The organism is Amphibacillus sp. Q70 (genome assembly GCF_052055485.1).
Classification (GTDB): Bacteria; Bacillota; Bacilli; order Bacillales; family Amphibacillaceae; genus Amphibacillus.
In genome coordinates this window covers 1,630,666-1,648,668 of sequence record NZ_CP197171.1, presented here as the reverse complement: position 1 = coordinate 1,648,668, position 18,003 = coordinate 1,630,666, and the positions used below count along the sequence as shown (strand labels likewise).

The window sequence follows — 18,003 nt, the reverse complement described above, 5'->3', positions numbered from 1 at the left end:
ATGGCAATCATTAAAACAAATAGACTATTAGAGGATTATCTAAAGCTTAATGAATGTACTCTTGAAGCACAAAACAAGGCGATTATCCAACCTATTGCTAATTATTTTCATGATCCAGATCTCTTATCCATTCAAATGCTGTTATTAAATCATGGACTTTTCTTACCGATGCAAACAAAGGCTGAGCAGATTGAAGCATTGATAAAAACAGAAGTTTGGCAGCAAATAAATCACTGCTTTAATCAATTGAAAAAAGAATGGCAAGGTCCAGAGCTAGCTGTTTTTATTTTCCCAGCTGATCTAAATAATCCAAAATTAACCGGAGAATTTAATGGCGTTTCTGGTTTGAGCTTTAGCGATAAAATCTTTCTCTTCATTGATCACCGAGCTACTGAACAAATGACTGCCGCTTTATTGGCACATGAATATAGCCATGCTGTTCGCTTAAATAAAGTTCATCACAGCAAAGAAATACTCCCTTTAAGAGATACAATTATTTTAGAAGGTATTGCAGAAGTTATTACTATGGAAAAATTCGGAATCACACTTCTTCCAAGCTTTAATCAACAAGATCATGAGATAAATAAACTTTGGCATCAATGGATCAACCCGAACCTTTCCTTACTATCAAATCACCCGCTTCATCATCATATCATGTATGGCGATGAGCAAATCCCCAGTTTAACTGGCTACCAGATGGGTATTTATATGGTTAAACAATGGCAAGATAAATATCAAGCAAACCTTGCCAACCTTCTTCAAACACCAACAGAAAACTTCTTTCACGAATTAAAGTTTTAAACTTAACCGTAACTCAGCGAATATCCTCTACAGATTTTTTTATCAAACATACAGTATGATGAGTGCTTAAAAGTATTCGAATTGGAAAAATTATACTTTTTGAGCGATTCATTAACTTTTCAATAAGTAGAAAGGAGTTTTTTCTATGCATAATTATTATAAAGTTTGCTGTGATAATGTTGGCAAACCTGTTTGTATTCGTACACTTGATGGTCAAGAACACCGCGGGATTATTCGCAACGTCACACCAACTCACGTCTATATAGATCCTTTACCTACTCGATCTGGCGGCTTCGGATCAGGTTATTATCAATCCTACCAATCTTATCAACCCTATGAACCTTATCGGCCTGGTTTTGGTCTCGGCATTGCCCTTGGTGTAATAGGAACCCTTGCCGTTATTCCTTGGTTCTTTATTTAATAAAAAAACATGAGAAGACCTTATAAAATCAAAGTTTCCAGGCAATTTCCAAGTAAAATTCGCACAAAAATCAATATTTCTAACAGATAGACGTTCAAAATGAGCGTCTATTTTTTTACTTTAAATTATGGGATGAATTTTCCTAAAGGGTATGTTCGAGGAAATAAAATATCAGAAGTCATATCTTGACTCTGATAGTGATATTATCACTGGATGTTGGAATGGATAAGTAAATCAGCAGAGACTGCCTAGTATTCCCTCCCCCTTCTAACAGTGTAACAGGGGGAGGGGAACATTAAGGAACAGTTTCAAAAGTGCCTTGCTATCTGTAAGAACAACGATTGGGATCACATCATAAAGATGTCAAAATTCTATCTCTGGTTGATATTTTTTTAATTAGGAGGAATATACATACATTTGACTCCTTAATATCAAGAATTAAATAATAACGTTTAGAGTAACCCATCTTTTTATCAAGAGAGCTAACAAGTATTACGTTGTGGAAGTCAAAGTTGCCTTTTGCTGAAGTCGCTGTATCTCTTCATCAATTTTACCTTTGTCTATTCTTTGAAAAAGTGGGGCAACCTTTTTTACCAGTTGTGGGAGTTCACTATTTTCCTCCCAACTTAACGCTTCAATTGCCAACATTTCTTGAATCTGTTTTGTAGAAAAAGGAAGAAAAGGGTGCAATAGCTGTGTCATATTTATAATAATATAGACACAGGTTGCTAATGTTTTATTAGCTTCGATCGGGTTTTCTTTGATTTGCTTCCAAGGTGCCTGAGAATCGAAATACTTATTCGCTTCTCGAATACATTTAAACACTTCTTCAAGTGCTTCTTTCAATCTTCCTGATTCGATAAGCTTTCCAACTGATGGATAAAGTTTTTGTACACGAGCTGCAATCGTTGTTTCTGGTGGAAATTGAGGAATTTTTGCATCGTTACTTTTCACAATAAATTTAAGTGTACGATTAACAAAGTTTCCATATGCACCTAACAATTCACTGTTATGACTAAGAATAAACTCCTGCCACGAAAAATCCGCATCCCGCTGTTCAGGAGCATTAATGGTTAAAAAATAGCGGAGTGAATCTGGATGATATTCCTTTAGTACATCTTTTATCCATACTGCCCAATTATTACTGGTCGATATTTTTCTTTTTTCCAAGGTAACGTATTCATTGGAGATAATATGCGTAGGAAGCTGTTTTTTTCCAAGTGCCAATAAAAGTGAAGGCCAGATAATCGTATGAAATGGAATATTATCCTTTCCATGTACATAATAGGCTCTGATTGATGAATCTGGATCCCACCAAGGATCGATACTTTGCTGTTGCTTCTCTCCCCATGCTTGGCTAGCCGTTAAATAACCTGCAACAGCTTCCAACCATACGTAGATTTTTTTACCTTCAAATCCTTCAACTGGAACATCAATCCCATTAGGAAGGTCTCTTGTAATCGCCCTTTCTCGTAAACCTTCTTGTAAATAGCGCCTAGAGAACTGAATCGCATTATCACGCCAGCGTTTGTCTATAGCAGCTTCATCTACATAGTTTTCTAATTCTTTTGCAAAATGATCAAGAGCAAAATAATAATGCGCTGTTTCACGTATCGTTGGTTCTTCTCCACAAAGTTTACATTTTTTATCTTTCAAATCAAGTGGATCAAGAACGGCTCCACAGTGATCACATTGGTCTCCTCTTGCTTTTTCCCCACAGACTGGACATCGCCCTTCTACAAAACGATCTGGTAAAAACCGCTTATCATTTTCACAATATGCTTGTTCCGTTGTTTTTTCTTCTAAAAAGCCTTTACCCAACAGGTCTAAAAAAATATGCTGGACAGCCTGATAATGGAAGGGGCTATCGGTTCTTGTATAATAATCATAAGAAAAACCTAATCGTTTAAATATATCGGTAAATTCTTGATGATATTTTTCCGCGATAGCCTCTGTCGTTTTGCCTTCTTGCGATGCTCGGATGGATATGGGCGTCCCATTACAATCACTTCCAGATACATATAGCACGTCTTCCCCCTTTAAACGAAAGTATCGCGCTAAAATATCACCCGGTAATAAGCTAGCAATATGCCCTAAATGTAGAGAACCATTTGCATAGGGCCAAGCACCGCCTATAAATACAGCCATTTTTAACACTCCTTCTAAATGATTTAATAAATACAGGTCATGAGAAAAGTTTTAAAGCAATAAAAAACGCCCTAAGCTTTCTATATTAAAGAAAGCTTAGGACGAGTATTCTCGTGTTACCACCTAATTTTTATAGACTGTTCACACAGTCCACCTCTGTCTGTACGTCTGTCAGTCTTTAGTCAGCAGATTATACAGTTGCTGTTGTAACGAGTGCCTCTCGTCGCAGCCTACTATCCATTCAGGAGTTCAGTGCGCAGCTCAAAGGGCATTGTTCAATTGGATTTTGCTGTCCCATTTCCACCATCAAAGACTCTCTTTTAACACTTTCCAATCTACTTTTCCTTTTCATCGCCTGTTTCATTATTACTTTCTAGTTTACCCTTCTTGAATGTTCTTTTCAACTTTTTATTATTTTTTAAAGTGAATGGAGATGACCAGTAAGCAAAGAAAAAAGATAAAAACAAGCAAGTTGACGTTACTTAATACTACACCAACTTTCGCATAAGTGTTTTCTTAATTCATAAGTGGCTTTCTGTCTAGTTTTTTTCACTATTATCTTGTTCCAGTTCAACTAATTGATCAGTTAAACGTTCTGCTAGCTTCCGGTACATATTACTATGATGGACTAACGAGAAAATTAAATACAGTTGTCTCATATAGCTCGAGTCTTGATGATCCATCCTCTTCGCTGCCTCGTCAGCTTCTTCACTTAAGGGAGTCAAAGCAGCCGTAAAATCTTCTACTTGTTTCGTCATCAATGACACATATTGGTCATACACTTTATCTAAATTTACAGTCTCTTCTTCTACTGCACGATTTAATTTCTCTAATACTGTACGAACATCATTGATTGAAAGTGATCCTTTTAATTGGTAGATAAATTGAATAAACATAATGTGCTCTTTGCTATACTTTTTATTTTTGATCGGAAATAATAAGTCATCTTTAGCATAATTGTTAATCATCGTCTTCGTTAAGATTTTCTCTTTCTCATTTCGTTTTCCACTGCCATAGGTTCCTTCAAACAGCTGTGTGACTTGGTCCATATATAAGTCAATCTTAGGGATATCTTCTCTTTCAATCATTTCCTTAAAATCTAACAATGCTAAAAGTTCTTCTAATTGTTCCACGTTGATTACCTCATTTGTTTATTTTCTTTAAGCGAATATTCAAAAAACCGATTAAAATAACACCTTGAGTTAAGAAATCTTCTTCTAAAAACATCGTACACTAGGACTGGGGCTCAGAATAAGAAAGACACTTATTCTTGTAAGACAGATGCTCAAATAACTTTCCTTAATGCAGTTACTCCCCTTTATCGGAGTGCTTTGTAGTTATCCACACAAAAACTGCCTTATGATTCTTTACATCACCTTTTGAGCACATACTTTTAGTATAACGTAAATTTTTCATCAGGTAAATATTGACGATACAACTAACATATAGTATCATTTCATTATATAGTTTTAAAAACTACATGTCGTAATAGGAGTGATATGATGAATCGTTATATTCGTGAACCAATCAATGGGTTCACTCATTTAGCAGGGGCAGTCTTAGCGTTTATTGGGTTACTATTTATGGTTGTTAAGGGAGCTCAAAGCTTAACATCAACAATTGAAATTCTTTCATTAATTATTTTTGGGGTCAGTATGATCTTGCTCTATGCCGCATCAGCTACATATCATATGGTTATTGCAAGTGATCATACTATTGCCTGGTTAAGAAAATTAGACCATTCAATGATCTATGTTCTAATCGCTGGAACTTATACCCCCTTCTGTCTCATCACATTAAGAGGAACCATTGGCTGGATCTTACTCACAATCATTTGGTTGACCGCCATAAGTGGTGTTTTATTCAAATTAATTTGGTTTCATAGCCCACGCTGGTTATCAACTTTACTTTATATTGTCATGGGGTGGTTCATCATCTTCGCTATTGTGCCACTATCAGCTAATCTAGCATTACAGGGAATCATTTGGCTGATTGCTGGTGGAGTGATTTATACCATTGGTGGTGTCATCTATGCCGTTAAACCTAAATGGTTAGAAAGTAAATACTTAGGTTTTCACGAAATTTTCCATTTATTTATTTTAGCTGGGTCTCTCGCCCATTTCATCAGTGTATATTTCTATGTCATCTAAAAAATAAACAACAGCCGTTTCGTTTTTTCTAATATTTTCCCTGTTAACGGTAAAGTATTTGCTTATATTTATGCGAAACGCCGGATAGAAACTCCTTATCCAACATTTTGACTTGAGATTTTGTTTGAAATGCGTGATAGAAGTGCTCTATTCGACATTCTGGCTTGCGGGTTCACCTGAAATGTTTGATTGAAGCCTTCTATTCGACATTCTGGCTTGCGATTTCACCTGAAGTGTTTGATTGAAGCCTTCTATTCGACATTCTGGCTTGCGGGTTCACCTGAAATGTTTGATTGAAGCCTTCTATTCGACATTCTGGCTTGCGGGTTCACCTGAAATGTTTGATTGAAGCCTTCTATTCGACATTCTGGCTTGCGATTTCACCTGAAATGTTTGATTGAAGCCTTCTACTCGACATTCTAGCTTGCGATTTAGCTTGAAACGCCAATTTGAATATTTTGTCCTTCCGGGTTTATTCCAGATCCCATTCACTTGATTAGAGTTTAATCGAATGAATTCAAGTATGACAGCGAAAACAACAATGACTCTTATTGAGTCATTCAGCCTTTCTAATCACATAAAAAAACTGCTACACAATCTATTTTCATTGTGCAACAGTTCTTTTTTATTGAGCTGGGTTTTGTTTTAGTGATGACGACGGGCAAAATCTACAAAGCGAAAACGATCTGGCCGATGTCGTGACTCCGTATATTGAAACAGTGTAGCATCATCCAAATAGACATAATTTTTAATCACAACAATATTGTTAAAACCTTCGAGATCTAGTAATTGATAATCTTCCTCTGTTGGCTCTTCAACGGTAATTTCCTTCTTAGCAAAACTAATCGTTAAATCAAGCTCATTCTCTAAATAGGCGTAAATAGAATCCTGACAAATATCAGTTGTTAAATCTGGTACTTTACTTTCAATTAAAAAGTCTTTATCTAAAATGACTCGTTCACCTGAAAATTCCCTCGCCCGAATCACATGCCACACCTTTTCATGTTTAGTCACATGTAATTGACTTTGCAGAAACTCATCGGCTTTGAGTAAGTTTAAATCATGAACGATCGTTTTAACATCTTGATCGATTTTTACAGCTAATTCTTTAAAGCTCACTAGACCAGAGACCGGAAAGTCAAATTTATTACGGCCAATAATGACAGAACCTTTCCCTCTAACTTTTTGAATATAGCCATTTTGGGATAATAAATTTAAAGCTTTTCGGATCGTTTCTCGAGAGGTTTGGTATTGATCTTTTAATTCATTTTCTGACGGGAGTAGTTGTCCAGCCTCCCACTCTTCATGCTCAATTTTTTCAACTAACTCTTGATAAATTAAATCATATTTCCGCTTCATTGATGAGCTCCCTTGTCACATGTTTTTCTCTTTAGCTCAGATAATAAACAACAGACTCATAAGGGCGTAAATTCCCTGCACTTACATTACCCAGCTGATCTGGATAATTACTAATTAATACTTCAGTCTTGTGTTGTTGCGTCTCGAAATGATTTGAAAGATCATAATTGACCGATTTCGGATAAAAGTTATTCAACACAACAAGTTGTTCATCATCTTTTTTCCTGATATAAGCAAAAATAGCCTCATCATCAGGTAAAATTAATCGATAATCACCTGTTGTTATAATATCATATTTCTTTCGAAGTTGAATCAATTTCTGATAATGGTAGAAAATAGAATCTGGATCTGCTAAAGCTTGTTCAGCATTGATTGACTGATAATTGCTCGCTAGATCAATCCACGGTGTCCCAGCTGTGAAACCAGCATTTTTTTGATTATTCCATTGCATTGGCGTTCGTCCATTATCACGTGATTTCTCACTTAGAATGGTCAATATCGTTTCTGAGTCGATCCCTTCGTCTTGCATTTGACGATAGATATTTAAAGATTCAACGTCACGATATTGATCAATTGACACAAAGTTAGGGTTGGTCATCCCAAACTCCTCGCCCTGATAGATATAAGGTGTCCCCTGCATCAGATGAATGGTTGTCGCCAACATCTTTGCTGACTCTTGATGGTAGCGATCCTCATCGCCAAAACGGGAAACAACACGAGGTTGGTCATGGTTACACCAGAACAAAGCATTCCAACCCCCACCTTCATGCATGCCTATTTGCCATTCTGATAAAATTCTCTTAAGGGCTTGAAAGTCAAATGGTACAGCCGTCCATTTTTCTCCATTTAAGTAATCTACTTTTAGATGATGAAAATTAAACGTCATATCAAGTTCTTCACGTTCTGGTTTTGTGTATTTTACACAAGCAGGAATCGAAGTTGATGACATTTCACCAACTGTTAATAGGTTTTTTCCTTTAAAAACCCGTTGATTCATCTCGTTTAGATATTGATGAATTTTCGGACCATCGGTATAAAATTTACGCCCATCTTCTGACGGTAACGTCCCCTCATCATCGGAAAAGGCCTGGTCTTTTGAAATCAAATTGATTACATCTAGGCGAAAACCATCAACACCTTTGTCAATCCAAAATTGCATCATTTGATAAACAGCATCACGTACCGATTCATTTTCCCAATTTAAATCTGCCTGACTCGTATCAAATAAATGCAAATAATATTGATCAGTTGTTTCATCATACTGCCACGCACTTCCACCAAACTTTGACTTCCAGTTCGTTGGTGCTTGATTATTTTTTCCATCCTTCCAAATATAAAAATCACGATACGGATTATCTTTATCTTGTGCAGACTGTTTAAACCATTGATGCTCCGTTGACGTATGATTAACAACAATATCAACAATGATTTTAAGATCACGAGCGTGTGCTTCTTTCAGTAAGCGATCAAAGTCCTCCATTGTCCCATAGGATTCAAAAATTTGATAATAATCTCGAATGTCATAACCATTATCATTTTGTGGTGAATCATAAATAGGTGTTAACCAGAGGACATCAACTCCTAGCTTTGCTAAATAATCCAATTTTTCTATAATACCGTTAATATCACCTGTCCCTGAGTCCGTTGTATCGTTAAAGCTTTTTGGATAAATTTGATAGACAACCGACTTTTTCCACCATGGTTGTGTCACATCATCGTCCCCCTTATGTTTATTTTTTTGTGTGAAGTTCATTTTGTCATAGAGTTATGAACTTAAATGAAGGAACAACCAATTTTACTAGTTATTATCTTAGAAAATAGTTGTTAAAAATTAATTTATTCTTTACCCAGTCTTTCGTATGCATTCCTGCCAATTCTACTTCTCGCAAATGTCATTGTTAGGATAATCGGTACGACAATAGCAATCGCCATGGCAACAAAGAACATCAGCCAATCTCCCGCTTGAATCGATAGAAAGCCTGGAATTCCACCAACTCCGATTGAGTTTGCCATTACCCCAAATCCGACTGAGACAACACCAGCAAGTGATGAGCCAAACATGGCTGCTAAGAATGGGAAACCATATTTTAGGTTAATCCCAAACATAGCGGGTTCAGTTACGCCTAAGTAACAAGAAATAGCTGCTGGAATAGAGACCTGTTGTTCTTTCTTGTCTCTACGATTTAAAATAATAATCGCCACAACCGCAGAACCTTGGGCAATATTTGATAAGGCAATCATCGGCCATAAATTTGTGCCATCAAATTGACTCATCAGTTGTAAGTCAATGGCATTTGTCATATGGTGTAATCCCGTAATAACGAGTGGAGCATAGGCAAAACCAAAGACAGAAGCAAATAACCAACCAAATGTTGATGTCAAGCCTGCATAAACAACTTGAGAAATCCAATCCCCGATCGCCCAGCCAATCGGTCCTAAAACAACATGAGCAATTAAAACAGCCGGAACAAGGGCAAAAAACGGTACAAAAATCATCGAAACAACACTCGGAATGACTTTTCTTAAACCAAGTTCCAAATAAGCTAACACAAATCCTGCTAAAATAGCTGGAATAACTTGCGCCTGGTAACCAATCATATCAACCGTCACAAAGCCAAAATCCCAAAATGGAATTTCTGCTGCTTCAGCAACCCCATATGCATTAAGCAATTGAGGAGAAACAAGCGTCAACCCGAGGACAATGCCGAGAATTTGAGTCGTCCCCATTTTACGCGTAATGGACCAAACAATTCCCACAGGTAAAAAGTGAAAAATAGCTTCACCAATTAACCAAAGGAAATCATAAGTACCTTGCCAAAATTGAGAAAATTCGATGAGTGCTTGATCACCATTTGGCCCAAATTCAGTAATATCACCAATAATTTCGAAAACCTAGAATAAGTCCCCCAACAACTAAAGCAGGTATAATCGGGGTAAAGATTTCAGCTAAGTTAGAAATAAGCCGTTGCAAAAAATTCATATTTTGCTTAGCTGCGACTTTCGCTTCATCCTTCGATGTGTCATCTACACCGGCAATTTTAGTGAACTCATTATAAAACGAAGCGACTTCATTTCCAATGATAACTTGAAATTGCCCAGCATTGGTGAAAGAACCTTTAACAATATCCAACTCTTCAATCTTCTTAGCATCTGCCTTTTCCGTATCATTCAACACAAAACGCATCCTTGTTGCACAGTGGGTAACAACTGAAATATTCTCACTGCCACCAATAAGATCGAGAAGCTCTTTTGCCGAATCTGTGTACTTTGCCATTTTAATCCCTCTCTTTTATGAAAAGTATAATAGCAGGACAATAACTTGTATATACAGGTTATTGGCTACGCTTTCATTCTATCTTGTATATACAAGTAAGTCAAGTGCTTTTTAAATATTTGTTAGTCATTTTAACCTTTACTTTTTGAAGTCGAAAACCAAGCAATGATAGCCTTTCTTTGTTGGGTACTATGTTATATTTCAAAAATAATCATCTGACAAAACAAATACTCAGCGAGACCATCGTCCCACTGAGTGTTTGTCTAGCTTATTCAAAAATAGCTCGATCTACATGGCCACCAAATTGTTGAATTTCAACTAATGCATCATTCAAATCGTCTTCACTTATTTCAAAAGCTAACACTGTCGTTCTTGGGTTCTCATCATCAATATTTTCAATCTCTTGATACCCAACAGCATAAGGTGCCCCTATTCCTGAATTAGCTGTGTTTGCGCCCCCAACATCAAGCGGTAGATAGGGAACTACTAAATGAACACCATCACTATCTTCTAAATAATCAATGACTACTTGATTGGTCGCATACTTGCTTAATTTAGCTCGGAGTTGCTCGGCTTCATCTTCATTATGGAGATAAACTCGCACCTCTTTAAACACGACTTCAACCCTCTCTATTCAGAATTTTTGACTTATTTTATTTTTCCCTTATATTCAAAGATCAAACATTTAAAAAATACGTACTTACTTGTTCTATGAGTATATGGCTCGAAAAACAATATGAAAAAGCTAGCTTGAGTTTACTCACTCAAGCTAGCTTTTAGCTCATCCATTTGGGTGGTGTATTCTTACTCCAATACACATCAGCAAGCGCATGATGCGTTTCAAATTGATCTTCTGCTAAATGATAATGAAAATTAAACCAATAACCTTCAAGCGGACGATTCTCTCTTCGAACATGAAATTTAGCAATAATTTGATCAGTTTGTTCATCATATAAATCAAAGATTTTCTCGCCATAACCTGGTATATTATCTTCAATAATCGAGAGGTTAAATGCCATATCTGGATCATTGGTTTCAATCAAATCCATTACAATCAATTCAAGATTGGGTAATACCTCTTCTGTCATTTCATCATTCAGTTGACTTAAAATTCTTGGTCCTAATTTTTCTATCATACGATCTTTTGCCTGTTCAATCAATTCCTCAGCTGGATCAAGAACAACAATCTGATGATCATCAAGGTCTTCTAGATAAACAGGAGGTTCATATATAAGTGAAGCTGGTTTATCTAATGGTTTCTTTTCTGATTCAATCTCTTTATTATCTGTTTCCGCATTAATATCTAAGTCAATCGGAGGGACATAAAAACCAAGTGTCATAATAGCAACAGTCGCAACAAATAGTCTCTTTAACCAGATCTTCATAACGCCCCTCCCTCATTAATTTTTACTTAATAAATTAATTTTATCACAATAATGTGATAAATCTATCCCAAACATGATTTTGTAATGTAATTGAAATCTTTCTTGTCTTTTTTCTATAGAATGGGGTTCCATGAACTAAAGAAAAAGTTTAATTTGCTAAAATAAGCGACAATAAACCATATGTGGCAAGCGCATTCCAAATCATATGAAGTAAGATCGGCGTCCATAGGGATTTTGTTTTTAGATAGATAATAACAAAAGCCATTCCCATTATTGTGGTAGAAAGTTGATGACCAGGATGTAATAAACCAAATATAATGGATGAAGCCAGCAACGCACCTATGAAACCAATTTTTTTACTTAAAAAACCGAAAATAAGACCACGGAACAAGGTTTCCTCTAAAACAGGTGCTATTACAACAAAGGCGATCACAAGTAAAAAGATATTCATCAACCCTAAATCAATCTGGTTCAAACCAAATAAATCAACTTGACTCCCCGATACCTCCCATTGAAAAACATCGAAAATAAGGTATTGAGCAAAGTAGACAACGAAATAGGCTCCAACAATATAAAGGTATGTTTGCCATTCTTTCAGGGCAGCTAAACGATATTCTCCTTGTAAAAAGTCTCGCACAGATCTGAAAATAAGCATAGCTATAATAAAGCCAATGAAATCTAATATCGATAAATATTGAATTTGATCAATATAGTTCATCATATTTGTTCCTAGTATCATATCTAATATGACAACAAAAATAGAAGCAACAAATACAATACCCACTTGTAACGCTAAATAGGTAATAATGAATAAAATAAATTTACTCCAATTTAATTCAAGTCCTGTTATTTTAAGACTTGAACCATTTCTATTTAATGAATTATTCTGTCTTTCATTCTCCATGTAATCCATCTGGTTACCTTCCATTCTGATCTTCCCCCTTTTTTTAGCCGTTAAATAATTTTACCTAAAAATGGTGGGGAATACAAGGATGTCTATAATTTGAACTATTCCCCCCTAATTTCTAATGAAATTTGAAGGTGGAGATTCCTAAGAACACCAACCTAATGATCAACTTCTTTTAGCCAATCCTATTCTTTTTTCAAGTGTGGCAACTGTTTTGAACACACACGATAACTTAAGCCTTTGCCTGTTTCTTCGTATGTTTTATTCCATTTCACTAAAAAATGATTGAAAACAAACCGTGAACAACCCAATGTTTTGTTGATGAGTTCTTGTTGTGTTTGATTAGGATAGAGACGGAATTTATAAGCTTTATTGACTAACATAAACACACCTCACTTAAGCGAATCTATGTTCTAGTGATAACATAAGAGATCTATTTTGGCTATCGCCAACTGACATTCATCTCCCAACTTACTCACTGAGCGATGCCCTTCAGGTTCCTTGAAGTTAAGTGGTGAATAGTTCAATAATCTAGATTAAGACATGATAATTAAGTCTCTAACGCCCTATTTTCCAAAGTATACGTCATCAGATTAATTGAATTCTTTTTCTGCAAAAGATAAAGCAGAGGCAATAACTTGGTGCATATCATAATATTTATACATACCTAATCGTCCGCCAAACAATACTTGAGACTGACTGTCAGCTAATTTTTTATACTTTTGATAGGTCTTGTTATTTTTATCATCATTAGTTGGATAATAAGCTTCATCTCCCCTTGTCCATGCTTTTGGGTATTCTCTCGTAATCACCGTTTTTTTCTGTGTCCCAAACTCGAAATGTTTATGTTCAATAATACGAGTATAAGGGGTTTCTGCATCCGTGTAATTTATAACTGCATTACCTTGATAGTTAGCCTGATCAAGGATAGACGTTTCAAATTGCAAACTACGATATTCAAGTTCACCATATTGATAATCAAAAAATTGATCAATCATTCCTGTATAAATAATTTTTGGATACATACGCAAATAGTCTTCTTTTCGCTCAAAAAAATCACAATTAAGCTCTACAGTAATCAAATCACTAGCTAACATCTTTTCAATGATTTGGGTGTAGCCTCCAATTGGAATGCCCTGATAACGATCGTTAAAGTAATTATTATCGTAAGTAAAGCGTACAGGCAGCCGTTTAATGATAAACGATGGCAGTTCTGTTGCCTTTTTACCCCATTGCTTTTCTGTATAGCCCTTGATTAGCTTTTGATAAATATCTGTACCAACTAGTGAAATGGCTTGTTCTTCTAAATTTCTTGGCTTTTCTATATTAGCTGCTTTCCTTTGTTCTTCTATTTTAGCTTGTGCCTCGTCTGGGGTCTTAACCCCCCATAGTTTATTAAATGTATTCATATTAAATGGTAGATTATAAATTTCATCCTTATAGTTTGCAATTGGGCTATTGGTATATCGATTAAATTCTGCAAACTGATTGACGTAATCCCAAATATCTTTATTATTGGTATGAAAAATATGAGCCCCATACTTATGAATCTGAATTTGCTCCACTTCTTCTGTATATATATTCCCACCTAGATGGTCTCGTTTATCAATGACTTTAACCCGTTTACCATGCTTAGCTGCTTCGTATGCAAAAGTACTGCCAAATAAACCTGATCCAACAATTAGATAATCATAATTCATTATTTTAAAACACTCCACTTCTTTAAAAATCAATACTTCTTTATCTCATTAAATATCCCAATTTATCACTAATTTAAAAAAGCGATTTAAAATCCACCCTTCCCAATCCTCGATAAGTAAATATATAGCTAGTTTTCATATCGAATACTAAACAAACTATATAACCACCTTTAAAACATTATTTTTCCCCTTCAATAATGATGAAGGAAGAACCCACAAACAAATCTAATGTGAAGCTCTACACTGCCATCGTCATCAGTCAATACACTCGAGTCAAATTAAAAAGAGGGTCTTCTTTAACAAAAAGTCTTGTTCCACCAGTATAACTTACGTAATTATAAAATTCATATTGTTCTGCCAATGTATCGTATACAATCACCGCCATCATACTAAAAAATCATCCCATAATACAAATAAAGTCTAGCATAAATCCCTTTTGCCGCACCAAGGACATACATTTGAAATAAGTGTAGCTTATACATTTAATCCTTATCTCCCCAATGGATAATACCCAAAATTTCTCCCATTTACCTGATGATTAATTTCCTTAAATATGTAATTTAAGAGTATATTAATGGATGATAATTATCGCTATACCATGTGTAAATGTCATTTATGAAGAAAAACATACAGTTCATGAAAGAAGAGAAATTAAGACTGAAGGGTGTGATATGATGTCCTTGTTTAACACATAAGTTAACGGCAAAGAAAAGACAAAAAAGAAAGCGTTTTATATTTCATTATAGAGATATACGCTAATTAACTTTAAGGTAGAAGGAGGCTCTATGTGTAAAAATATTTTCTTTGTCGAAATTTTACTAATTAAAAATGGAGGGAATAGTAGATGCTTGATATAAACTGGGATGACGTCAAAAATGTTATCAATCTGGTGCTCCCCTATCTTATTTTCTTTGGGATTGTATTATTATTAGCGATTGTTGCAATTATCATTGCCAAAAAATTCTCTATGCCAAAAAAATTTATGATTCGTCGGCAATCGATCATTGCCATTTTGATTGCATTAATGATTGCCATCAATTTAATTGCATTCTATCCTATGAATACGATACTTACACTCGCTTCCGGTAGAGGGACAATTAGCGATGTATCATTAGAAAGAGCTGAACATCTAGGCGAAGACATTGCTAGAGAAGGAATTGTCTTATTGGATAATGATGAAGATCTTCTCCCCCTTGAAAACAATTCACAAATTAATGTATTTGGCTGGGCTTCGACTAATCCAATTTATGGCGGAACAGGATCTGGTTCTTTATCAGACACTCACCATACGGTTAGTTTAATTGAAGGATTAAATAATGCAGGATTTGAAGTCAATAGTGAACTTTCCGATTTTTATACCTCTTACAACGACGAACGTCCAGAGGTTGGAATGTTCGAACAGGACTGGACGTTGCCAGAACCACCTGTTAACGAATATTCTGATGAATTAATGGAAAATGCGGAAGAATTTTCTGATACAGCAGTTATTGTACTTAGTCGTGGAGGTGGAGAGCACGCTGATATTCCAACCGACTTATCCGAAGTCACATATAATGATAATACAGATGATTACAGCGATTTTGAAGAAGGAGACCATTATCTTAGCATACATGAAACAGAAGCACAGATGATTGATATGGTCACTTCTAATTTTGACAATGTTGTGCTGGTTTACAATGGTTCTAATGCTTTTGAACTGGAATTCACAGAAGAATACGATCAAATTAAGAGTGTTCTCTGGGTACCAGCAGCTGGCCAAACTGGATTTAACGCACTTGGTGAAATTTTAAATGGTGAAATCAACCCTTCAGGAAAAACAGCTGATATTTTCACCCGTGATTTGACAGCAACTCCGGATCACAATAATTTTGGAGACTTTGAATACACAAATATGAATGAATACAGTGTTGACGTTGACTTTCCGGGTGCTGGCGGTGTTCCTACCTTTGTAAATTATGTGGAAGGTATTTATGCCGGTTACCATTTCTATGAAACAGCAGATGCGGAAGGTTTTCTAGATTATGATGAACATGTCTTATATCCGTTTGGATACGGCTTATCCTATACTTCATTCGATCAAGAAATTAGTGATTGGAATATAGAAGACGATGAGACAATTACGGTAGATGTTACAGTGACTAACACTGGTGATATAGAAGGAAAAGATGTTGTTGAGTTATACTTTACCCCCCCTTATACGGATGGCGGTATTGAAAAATCAGAAGTTAACTTAGTAGCTTTTGAGAAAACAGATGTACTAGAACCTGGGGCTTCTGAAACGCTTAACCTTACCTTAACCAAAGAAGACATGGCATCTTATGATTATGAAAATGAAGCCGCCTATGTCTTTGAAGAAGGCGACTATACATTATCTATTCGGTCAGACTCTCATACCGTTATAGATGAGGCTGAATTTACACAAGATGAAACGGTTGTCTATGAGCAACGCTCAACAGACGAAATCCCGGTAACAAATCAATTTGATTTTGCCGAAGGGGATATAACCTATCTGTCCCGTGAAAATGGTTTTGAAAATTATGAGGAAGCAACGGCAGCTCCTGATGATTATGAAATGCCTGAAGAAAGTCTAAGTATGTTCCGAAACGAAACAAATTTTGATTTTTCCGAGTTCTTTGATGAATCTGATGAAATGCCAACAACGGAGGCTAACAATGGCATCGATTTAGTAGAAATGCGTGGACTTGATTATGATGATCCAGCATGGGAGCCCTTATTGGATCAACTGTCTACCGGTGATATGGTTGATCTTATTGCTTACGGGGGTTACCAAACCCCAGCAGTAAAATCGGTGGGCAAAGTAGCCACTGTCGACTTAGATGGGCCGGCTTCCATTAATAATAACTTTACAGGTGTTGGATCAGCTGGACTCCCTAGTGCAGTGATGATGGCTAATAGCTGGAACGTAGATTTAGCTCATGCATTTGGTGACAGCATTGGTGAAATGGCCGTTGAAATGGGTGTTTCTGGCTGGTATGCTCCGGCGATGAATATTCACCGTTCCGCATTTTCCGGTCGTAACTTTGAATATTATTCCGAGGATGCCGTGTTATCTGGAAAAATGGCTGCTCAGGCAGTCTTAGGTGCAAAAGAACATGGTGTGTATTCTTACCTCAAACACTATGCCATGAACGATCAAGAAGAGAATAGAAATCAAATGCTTGCTACATGGTCAAACGAACAAGCTATTCGAGAAATTTACTTAAAACCATTTGAAATTGCAGTCAAAGACGGTGGTGCACAAGGAATTATGTCTTCCTTCAACTATATCGGACCCATATGGGCTGGGGCCTCTGACACACTGTTAAACACGGTTCTTCGTGATGAGTGGGGCTTTCGCGGAATGGTTCTAACTGACTATTTCTCCGGTTATGGATATATGGATGCCAATATGATGGTTCCAAATGGTGGTGATATTTCGTTAGCTACGTACGATGTTGGGGCAAATATGATGGAAAATACTGATAACCCATCTGTCGTGAAAAATATGCGTACAGCTTCTAAAAATATTCTTTATACAACTGTAAATAGTTATGCATATAGTGACGAAGCTTTAAGTATGGGGATGCCAACTTGGCAAATTATTGCAATCGTTGTTGACGTTGTAGTTCTTGGAGTCATCATTTTGCTAGAAGTATTGACTTTTAGAAAATACAACAAGCTCAAAAGCAATTTAGTTACTACTCGGGATAACTCTTCCGTCTCATAAAGAGTTAATTACCTTACACGTTTACAATGATTTTAAACTTATTGAGAATCAATAAAGTAATGTGGTAGCCGTAAAATAATCATACGGCTACCTTCTTTTAATTGATGGCCATTAATAAACCAGAAAACTTA

At 36.0% G+C, this 18,003-nt stretch carries 12 protein-coding genes, 2 pseudogenes and 1 other annotated feature; of the genes and pseudogenes, 4 read left to right on the top strand and 10 right to left on the bottom strand.

Annotated elements, in window-relative coordinates:
• On the top strand, positions 1 to 801 hold the full coding sequence (locus ACS127_RS07320; protein ID WP_440897766.1) for a DUF2268 domain-containing protein: 801 nt from the start codon (positions 1 to 3) through the stop codon (positions 799 to 801).
• A gap of 145 nt (positions 802 to 946) precedes the next feature.
• On the top strand, positions 947 to 1,222 hold the full coding sequence (locus ACS127_RS07315; RefSeq protein WP_440897765.1) for a hypothetical protein: 276 nt from the start codon (positions 947 to 949) through the stop codon (positions 1,220 to 1,222).
• A 492-nt stretch (positions 1,223 to 1,714) separates the two neighbouring features.
• Here the strand turns inward: ACS127_RS07315 and metG are convergent, their stop codons facing one another.
• Both metG and ACS127_RS07305 read right to left on the bottom strand, forming a co-directional pair.
• Positions 1,715 to 3,370, bottom strand: a complete 1,656-nt coding sequence (metG, locus tag ACS127_RS07310; protein WP_440897764.1) for a methionine--tRNA ligase — start codon at positions 3,368 to 3,370, stop codon at positions 1,715 to 1,717.
• 94 nt (positions 3,371 to 3,464) lie between these two features.
• Positions 3,465 to 3,731: a binding site (T-box leader), on the bottom strand.
• Between the two features lie 178 nt (positions 3,732 to 3,909).
• Positions 3,910 to 4,503 carry a DUF1836 domain-containing protein gene (locus tag ACS127_RS07305; protein ID WP_440897763.1) on the bottom strand — a complete coding sequence of 198 codons (594 nt, stop codon included), beginning with the start codon at positions 4,501 to 4,503 and terminating at the stop codon, positions 3,910 to 3,912.
• 369 nt (positions 4,504 to 4,872) lie between these two features.
• On the opposite strand from ACS127_RS07305, the gene trhA reads away from it, so the two are divergent.
• Positions 4,873 to 5,520 (top strand): PAQR family membrane homeostasis protein TrhA, encoded by a 648-nt coding sequence (trhA, locus tag ACS127_RS07300; RefSeq protein WP_440897762.1) that lies wholly within the window; start codon positions 4,873 to 4,875, stop codon positions 5,518 to 5,520.
• Between the two features lie 645 nt (positions 5,521 to 6,165).
• On the opposite strand, the gene treR is transcribed toward trhA, so the two are convergent.
• The 8 genes and pseudogenes from treR to glf all read right to left on the bottom strand — a co-directional run bounded on the left by treR (position 6,166) and on the right by glf (position 14,145).
• Positions 6,166 to 6,879: a trehalose operon repressor gene (gene treR, locus ACS127_RS07295; RefSeq protein WP_440897761.1), complete on the bottom strand. Its 714-nt coding sequence runs from the start codon at positions 6,877 to 6,879 to the stop codon at positions 6,166 to 6,168.
• Positions 6,880 to 6,910: 31 nt separating this feature from the next.
• Positions 6,911 to 8,590, bottom strand: a complete 1,680-nt coding sequence (gene treC / locus ACS127_RS07290) for an alpha,alpha-phosphotrehalase (protein WP_440897760.1) — start codon at positions 8,588 to 8,590, stop codon at positions 6,911 to 6,913.
• A 125-nt stretch (positions 8,591 to 8,715) separates the two neighbouring features.
• A pseudogene (gene treP / locus ACS127_RS07285) lies at positions 8,716 to 10,153 on the bottom strand (PTS system trehalose-specific EIIBC component).
• A gap of 268 nt (positions 10,154 to 10,421) precedes the next feature.
• Positions 10,422 to 10,769 carry a hypothetical protein gene (locus tag ACS127_RS07280; protein WP_440897759.1) on the bottom strand — a complete coding sequence of 116 codons (348 nt, stop codon included), beginning with the start codon at positions 10,767 to 10,769 and terminating at the stop codon, positions 10,422 to 10,424.
• Positions 10,770 to 10,929: 160 nt separating this feature from the next.
• Positions 10,930 to 11,538, bottom strand: coding sequence for a YpjP family protein (locus ACS127_RS07275; protein WP_440897758.1), 609 nt, complete (start codon positions 11,536 to 11,538; stop codon positions 10,930 to 10,932).
• Between the two features lie 148 nt (positions 11,539 to 11,686).
• Positions 11,687 to 12,466, bottom strand: a complete 780-nt coding sequence (locus ACS127_RS07270; RefSeq protein WP_440897757.1) for a lysostaphin resistance A-like protein — start codon at positions 12,464 to 12,466, stop codon at positions 11,687 to 11,689.
• A 167-nt stretch (positions 12,467 to 12,633) separates the two neighbouring features.
• Positions 12,634 to 12,828, bottom strand: a pseudogene (locus ACS127_RS07265) (helix-turn-helix domain-containing protein); the annotation flags it as partial.
• 210 nt (positions 12,829 to 13,038) lie between these two features.
• Positions 13,039 to 14,145: a UDP-galactopyranose mutase gene (glf, locus tag ACS127_RS07260; protein ID WP_440897756.1), complete on the bottom strand. Its 1,107-nt coding sequence runs from the start codon at positions 14,143 to 14,145 to the stop codon at positions 13,039 to 13,041.
• Positions 14,146 to 14,989: 844 nt separating this feature from the next.
• On the opposite strand from glf, the gene ACS127_RS07255 reads away from it, so the two are divergent.
• The gene (locus tag ACS127_RS07255) at positions 14,990 to 17,872 is read left to right on the top strand and encodes a glycoside hydrolase family 3 N-terminal domain-containing protein (protein ID WP_440897755.1); all 2,883 of its coding nucleotides are present in this window, start codon (positions 14,990 to 14,992) and stop codon (positions 17,870 to 17,872) included.
• The last annotated feature ends 131 nt before the right edge of the window (positions 17,873 to 18,003 follow it).